This window comes from Marilutibacter maris (assembly GCF_006546735.2).
Lineage (GTDB): Bacteria > Pseudomonadota > Gammaproteobacteria > Xanthomonadales > Xanthomonadaceae > Marilutibacter > Marilutibacter maris.
This window is the reverse complement of record NZ_VICD02000288.1, coordinates 1-6,305: the sequence shown is the minus strand read 5'-3', so window position 1 is coordinate 6,305 and position 6,305 is coordinate 1. Positions and strand designations below refer to the sequence as shown.

The following is a 6,305-nucleotide window of genomic DNA, read 5'->3' as shown; positions in this document are numbered from 1 at the left end:
CGCAGGCGGCGCGGCGTTCCGGCTCGGTCTTTCATCGACATGGCAGCTCTGTTTCTCCTCGCCCCGCACGCGTCCGAATGCGGCGTGGCCTTTCCCAATAGCGTTGTCAGGCCCTAGACTCGGGGGTTCTTTCGTCCACGGCGGGAGGCGTCATCGCCTCCATCCGCCGGCCCCGGGCTCCCGATCGGGAAGCCCGGCCGGGCGGTCCAGCCGCCGATTGTACGTAATCAATCCATCCTTACCCCGGGAATCTGTTTCATGGCCCTCGAATTCGACCTGAACCGCGACGCCGCCGCTGTTGCCGCAGCCGACTGCATCGTCGTGGGCATGTTCGCCGACAACTCGCTGTCCCCCGCCGCCGCCGCGATCGACGCGGCCAGCGGCGGCCGGATCAAGGCCCTGGCCGAACGCGGCGACGTCAGCGGCAAGACCGGCAAGACCGCGCTGCTGCACGACCTCGAAGGCGTGGCCTCGCCGCGCGTGCTGGTGGTCGGCCTCGGCGAGGCCGGCAAGTTCGGCGTGCCGCAGTACCTGAAGGCGGTGGCCGACGCGGTCCGCGCCCTGAAGACCGGCCCGGTCGCGCATGCCCTGCTGACCCTGTCCGAGCTGCCGGTCGCCGGCCGCGACGGCGCCTGGGCGATCCGCCAGGCCGCGATCGCCGCCGACCACGCCGCCTATCGCTATACCGCGACCCTCGGCGAGAACAACAAGGCCCGCAACCACAAGGGCCTGCAGCGGCTGTCGATCAGCGGCGACGACGGCAAGGCGCTGGCGCTGGGCAAGGGCACCGCGGCCGGCGTCGAGTTCGCCCGCGAGCTGGGCAACCTGCCGCCCAACGTCTGCAATCCCGGCTACCTGGCCGAGCAGGCGAAGAAGTTCGCCGACCGTTTCGACAACACCGCGTGCGAAGTGCTCGAGCGCGCCGAGATGGAGAAGCTCGGCATGGGCTCGCTGCTCGCGGTCGGCCGCGGTTCGGCCAATCCGCCGCGCCTGATCGTGCTCAAGTACAACAATGGTGGCGACAGCAAGCCCTACGTGTTGGTCGGCAAGGGCATCACCTTCGACACCGGCGGCATCAACCTCAAGGTCCAGGGCGGGATCGAGGAGATGAAGTTCGACATGTGCGGCGCCGCGACCGTGATGGGCACCTTCGTGTCCGCGGTCGGCATGGCCCTGCCAGTCAACCTGGTGGTGGTGGTGCCGGCGGTCGAGAACATGCCCGACGCCGACGCCTACCGCCCGTCCGACGTGCTGACCAGCATGTCCGGCAAGACCATCGAGGTGGGCAACACCGACGCCGAGGGCCGCCTGATCCTATGCGACGCGCTGACCTACGCGCAGCGCTTCGAACCGGCCGCGCTGGTCGACGTCGCCACCCTGACCGGTGCCTGCATGGTCGCGCTGGGCAAGTACGCCAGCGGCCTGATGAGCAAGCACGACGATCTCGCCGGCGAGTTGCTGAACGCCGGCGAGCAGGTGTTCGACCGCGCCTGGCGCCTGCCGCTGTGGGACGAGTACCAGAGCATGCTCGACTCGACCTACGCCGACGTCTACAACATCGGCGGCCGCTGGGCCGGCGCGATCACCGCCGGTTGCTTCCTGTCGCGGTTCACCGAGGGCCAGCGCTGGGCGCACCTGGACATCGCCGGCAGCGCCAGCGACGAGGGCCGCAAGGGCATGGCGACCGGCCGACCGGTCGGCCTGCTCAGCCAGTGGCTGCTCGACCAGGCCGGCTGAGATGCTGGGCCTGGCCGTCTGCCTGGTGCTGTCCGCCCTCGCCGCCCTGCACCTGGTGTGGGCGGCGGGAGGCGCGCGGCAGTGGGCCGACGCCGCGGTGCCGATGCGGGCGGATGGACGCCCGCTGTTCGAGCCCTCGCGTGCCGCCACCATCGCCGTGGCCGTCGCACTGGCCGCCGCCGCGGCGACGGTGATGGCGGTATCCGGGCACTGGCAACCGCCACTGCCGGCGATCGCGGTGCGCGCGGCGGCGGTCGCACTGGTGCTGGTGTTCGTCGCGCGCGGCATCGGCGACTTCCGCTGGGTCGGCATGTTCAAGCGCGAGCGGCATGGCCGCTTCGCCAGGCTCGACACCCGCTTCTATTCGCCGCTGTGCCTGCTGCTGGGCGCCGCGGTGGCCGCCATCACCCTCGACGCCTGAAACCATGCCACGTGCCGATTTCTACCTGATCTCCAAGCCGCGCTTCCGCGAGGAGCCGCTGCGCCTGGTCTGCGAACTGGCGCGCAAGGCCTACGAGACCGGCACCCCGACCCTGGTGCTGGCGCGCGACGCCGCCCAGGCCGAGCAGTTGGACGACCTGCTGTGGTCGTTCGATCCCGACGCCTTCATCCCGCACCAGATCGTCGGCGTCGACGCCGACGAGGACGAAGCCGAGGTGCTGATCGCGCCGCCGGACGCCGGCGTGCCCTTGCGCCCGATCGTGATCAACCTGCGCGACGACGCGGTCGAAGGCACGTTCGAGCGCGTGCTCGAGGTGGTGCCCGCCGACGAGAACGCGCGCGGGCCGCTGCGCGAACGCTGGAAGCAGTACCAGGCCCTTGGCCTGGACGTGAACAAGCACGATATGTAACCCGGACCGGGACCGCCCGTGGTCCCGACCGTTCACACCCCGACCATTCCCGAACCAACACCCCGCTCCCATGTCCCTCGCCTCCAGTTACGACCCCACCCAGTTCGAATCCCGGCTCTACCAGCAGTGGGAGTCCAGCGGCGTATTCGCGCCGACCGGCAAGGGCGAGCCGTACTGCATCCTGCTGCCGCCGCCGAACGTCACCGGCACCCTGCACATGGGCCACGCGTTCCAGCACACCCTGATGGACGCGCTGGTGCGCTACCACCGCATGCGCGGCTTCGATGTGCTGTGGCAGATGGGCAGCGACCATGCCGGCATCGCCACCGAGATGGTGGTCGGCCGCAATCTGGCGCTGGAAGGCAAGGGCGAGACCCGCGATTCGCTGGGACGCGACGGCTTCATCGAAAAGGTCTGGGAGTGGAAGCACCATTCCGGCGGCACCATCGAGCGGCAGATGCGCCGGCTCGGCACCTCCGGCGACTGGAGCCGCAGCGTGTTCACGATGGACCCGATGCCGGCCAAGGCGGTGGTCGAAGCCTTCGTGCGCCTGCACGAGGAAGGGCTGATCTATCGCGGCCAGCGCCTGGTCAACTGGGATCCGGTGCTGAAGACCGCGATCTCCGACCTGGAGGTGGAGAACCGCGAGGTGCCCGGCCACATGTGGCACTTCAAGTACCCGCTGGCCGGCGGCGAGACCTACGAGTACATCGAGCGCGACGCCGACGGCAACGTGACCCTGCGCGAGACCCGCGACTACATCTCGATCGCGACCACCCGCCCGGAGACCATGCTCGGCGACGGCGCGGTCGCGGTGCACCCCTCCGACGCGCGCTACGCGCCGATCGTCGGCAAGCTGTGCGAGATCCCGGTCGGCCCGAAGCAGCACCGTCGCCTGATCCCGATCATCACCGACAGCTACCCGGATCCGGCGTTCGGATCCGGCGCGGTCAAGATCACCGGCGCCCACGACTTCAACGACTATGCGGTGGCCGCCCGCAACGGCATTCCGATGTACGCGCTGATGGACGAGGTCGCGCGCATGCGCGGCGACGGCCTGTCCTACGAGGAAAGCGCGCGCATCGCCGGGCAGATCGCCCGCGGCGAGCGCGACGCCGGGGATGTCGGCGAGATCAACCTCGTGCCGGAGGAACTGCGCGGCCTCGACCGCTACGAGGCCCGCGAGCGCGTGGTCGCCGAAATCACCGCCGAGGGGCTGGCGGTGACCGACGCCGACGGCCAGCCTCGGGTCGACTCCAAGCCGATCATGCAGCCGTTCGGCGACCGTTCCGGCACCGTCATCGAGCCGTTTATGACCGACCAGTGGTTCGTGCGCATGGACAAGCTCGGCGCGCGCGGCCTGGAGCTCGCGCAGAACGGCGATGTGAAGTTCGTGCCCGGCAACTGGATCAACACCTACCGCCACTGGATGGAGAACATCCAGGACTGGTGCATCAGCCGCCAGCTGTGGTGGGGGCACCGGATCCCGGCCTGGTACGACGAGGCCGGCAACATCTTCGTCGGCCGCGACGAGGCCGAGGTCCGGGCCCGCCACGGGCTCGGCGACGAGATCGCGCTGCGCCAGGACAGCGACGTGCTGGAGACCTGGTTCTCCTCGGCGCTGTGGCCGTTCAGCACCCTCGGCTGGCCGGACCCGGAGACCATGGCCACGCGCGGCTACGACCGCTTCCTGCCGTCGTCGGTGCTGGTCACCGGTTTCGACATCATCTTCTTCTGGGTCGCCCGGATGATCATGATGACCGATCACTTCGCCGGCGAGGTGCCGTTCCGCGACGTCTACATCACCGGCCTGGTCCGCGACGCGCACGGCCAGAAGATGTCCAAGTCCAAGGGCAACGTGCTCGACCCGCTCGATCTGATCGACGGCATCGCGCTGGAAGACCTGGTCGCCAAGCGCACCACCGGCCTGATGCAGCCCAAGACCGCCGAGAAGATCGAGAAGGCGACCCGCAAGGAGTTCCCCGACGGCATTCCCGCCTTCGGCGCCGACGCGCTGCGCTTCACCCTCGCCGCGCTGGCCGGCCCGGGCCGCGACATCAAGTTCGACCTCGGTCGCGCCGAGGGCTACAAGAACTTCTGCAACAAGCTGTGGAACGCCACCCGCTTCGTGCTGATGAACACCGAGGACAGCCGTTTCGAAGGCGTGCCGCGACCGAGCACCGACGCCGAACGCTGGATCCTCGCCCGCCTCGACGCCACCGCCGCCGAGGCCACCCGCCACTTCGCCGACTACCGCTTCGACCTGCTCAGCCAGACCCTGTACGAGTTCGCCTGGAACGCGTTCTGCGACTGGTTCGTCGAGCTCGCCAAGCCGGCCCTGGGCGGCGGCGACGCCGCGGCCGCCGACAGCACCCGCCACACCCTGCTCTACGTGCTCGAGCGGTTGCTGTCGATGCTGCACCCGCTGGTGCCGTTCGTCAGCGAGGAGCTGTGGCAGGCGGTCGCGCCGCGACTGGGCCTGGACGGCACCATCATGCGCCGCCCCTATCCGGCCCAGGGCGACATCGACGTCGTCGGCTTCCAGTCCGCCGAGACCGACGTGGAGTGGCTCAAGTCGATGGTCTCGGCGCTGCGCCGCGTGCGCAGCGAGCTGAACGTCGCGCCGACCCGGCAGGTGCCGCTGCTGCTGGCCGGTGGCGGCGAGGCCGACCATGCCCGGGTCGCGCGGTTCGGCTCGCAACTGCGCTTCCTCAACCGCCTGGAATCGATCGACGCGCTGGCCGACGGCGCCGAAGCCCCGGCCGCAGCCGCCGCCGTGGTCGGCGAGCTGAGGCTGCTGGTGCCGCTGGAAGGCCTGGTCGACCTGGGTGCCGAGCGCAGCCGCCTGGACAAGGAGATCAAGCGCGTCGCCGGCGAGATCGCCAAGTGCAACGGCAAGCTCGGCAACGCGACCTTCGTCAGCAACGCGCCGGAGGCGGTGGTCGAGCAGGAACGCAAGCGCCTGGCCGACTGGAGCCAGCAGCACGAGGCCCTGGCCGCCCAGCGCGCGAAGCTGGGCTAAGCCTTCTCCGACCCGGCCCTTCGCGGGAGCGGCGACACCGGTTTGGCCGGGAACGCCGCTCCCATGGACCGAGCCGCTACGGGTCGAGCAGCTCGATCGCCATCACCAGCGCGTCCTCGCGACCGTCGTGCGACGGGTAATAGCGGGGACGCCGGCCGATCTCGTTGAACCCTTCCTGCTCGTAGAGGCGGATCGCCCCCTGGTTGGAGGGCCGCACCTCCAGGAAGATCCGCTGCGCGCCTCGTCCGCGGGCGACGTGCAGCAATGCCTGCAAAAGGCGTCGGCCGTAGCCGCGGCCCTGGCGCTCGCGGGCGATGCAGATGTTGAGCACGTGGGCCTCGCCGGCGGCGACGCTCATCAGGAAGTAGCCGACGATCCGTCCGTCCTCGTGCAGCACCCACGCCGGATACTCGGCGCGCAGGCAGTCGCGGAATATGCCAGGCGTCCAGGGAAACGGGTAGGCGTCGATCTCGATCGCATAGACCGCATCGAGGTCGGTCTCGCGCATCGGCCGCAACCCGCCCGCCGGATGCACGGCATCGACGGCCAGCGCGCTCATCCGCGCGCCGCCTTGCGGGCCGCCCGCAGCCGCATCCACAACTCGCGCTTGCGGGCAGGCTCGGCGCGCAGCGCATCCAGATCGAACGTCATCGTCTGCAGCATCGCTTCTCCTTCGCGTGGCGTGCGGCGCGCGG

Annotated in this window: 5 protein-coding genes; 4 read left to right on the top strand and 1 reads right to left on the bottom strand. The window is 69.9% G+C overall.

The genetic code is table 11. The annotated features are described in order from the left end of the window. The first annotated feature begins 258 nt into the window (after positions 1-258). From FKV24_RS16510 to FKV24_RS16495, 4 genes are all read left to right on the top strand, one after another. Positions 259-1,737 (top strand): leucyl aminopeptidase, encoded by a 1,479-nt coding sequence (locus FKV24_RS16510; protein ID WP_141483159.1) that lies wholly within the window; start codon positions 259-261, stop codon positions 1,735-1,737. 1 nt (position 1,738) lies between these two features. After that, the gene (locus FKV24_RS16505; protein ID WP_111265610.1) at positions 1,739-2,158 is read left to right on the top strand and encodes a DUF3995 domain-containing protein; all 420 of its coding nucleotides are present in this window, start codon (positions 1,739-1,741) and stop codon (positions 2,156-2,158) included. 4 nt (positions 2,159-2,162) lie between these two features. Beyond that, on the top strand, positions 2,163-2,588 hold the full coding sequence (locus FKV24_RS16500) for a DNA polymerase III subunit chi (protein WP_141483158.1): 426 nt from the start codon (positions 2,163-2,165) through the stop codon (positions 2,586-2,588). Between the two features lie 70 nt (positions 2,589-2,658). Then, positions 2,659-5,610: a valine--tRNA ligase gene (locus FKV24_RS16495; protein WP_141483157.1), complete on the top strand. Its 2,952-nt coding sequence runs from the start codon at positions 2,659-2,661 to the stop codon at positions 5,608-5,610. A gap of 76 nt (positions 5,611-5,686) precedes the next feature. Here FKV24_RS16495 and rimI read toward each other — a convergent pair whose 3' ends face one another. Further along, positions 5,687-6,169, bottom strand: coding sequence for a ribosomal protein S18-alanine N-acetyltransferase (rimI, locus tag FKV24_RS16490; RefSeq protein ID WP_111265607.1), 483 nt, complete (start codon positions 6,167-6,169; stop codon positions 5,687-5,689). Positions 6,170-6,305: the final 136 nt, after the last annotated feature.

Bases quoted from the DNA above. Each gene is read 5' to 3' on its own strand.
- FKV24_RS16500 (WP_141483158.1), top strand. From the start codon at position 2,163: ATGCCACGTGCCGATTTCTACCTGATCTCCAAGCCGCGCTTCCGCGAG.
- FKV24_RS16495 (WP_141483157.1), top strand. From the start codon at position 2,659: ATGTCCCTCGCCTCCAGTTACGACCCCACCCAGTTCGAATCCCGGCTC.
- FKV24_RS16510 (WP_141483159.1), top strand. From the start codon at position 259: ATGGCCCTCGAATTCGACCTGAACCGCGACGCCGCCGCTGTTGCCGCA.
- rimI (WP_111265607.1), bottom strand. From the start codon at position 6,169: ATGAGCGCGCTGGCCGTCGATGCCGTGCATCCGGCGGGCGGGTTGCGG.
- FKV24_RS16505 (WP_111265610.1), top strand. From the start codon at position 1,739: ATGCTGGGCCTGGCCGTCTGCCTGGTGCTGTCCGCCCTCGCCGCCCTG.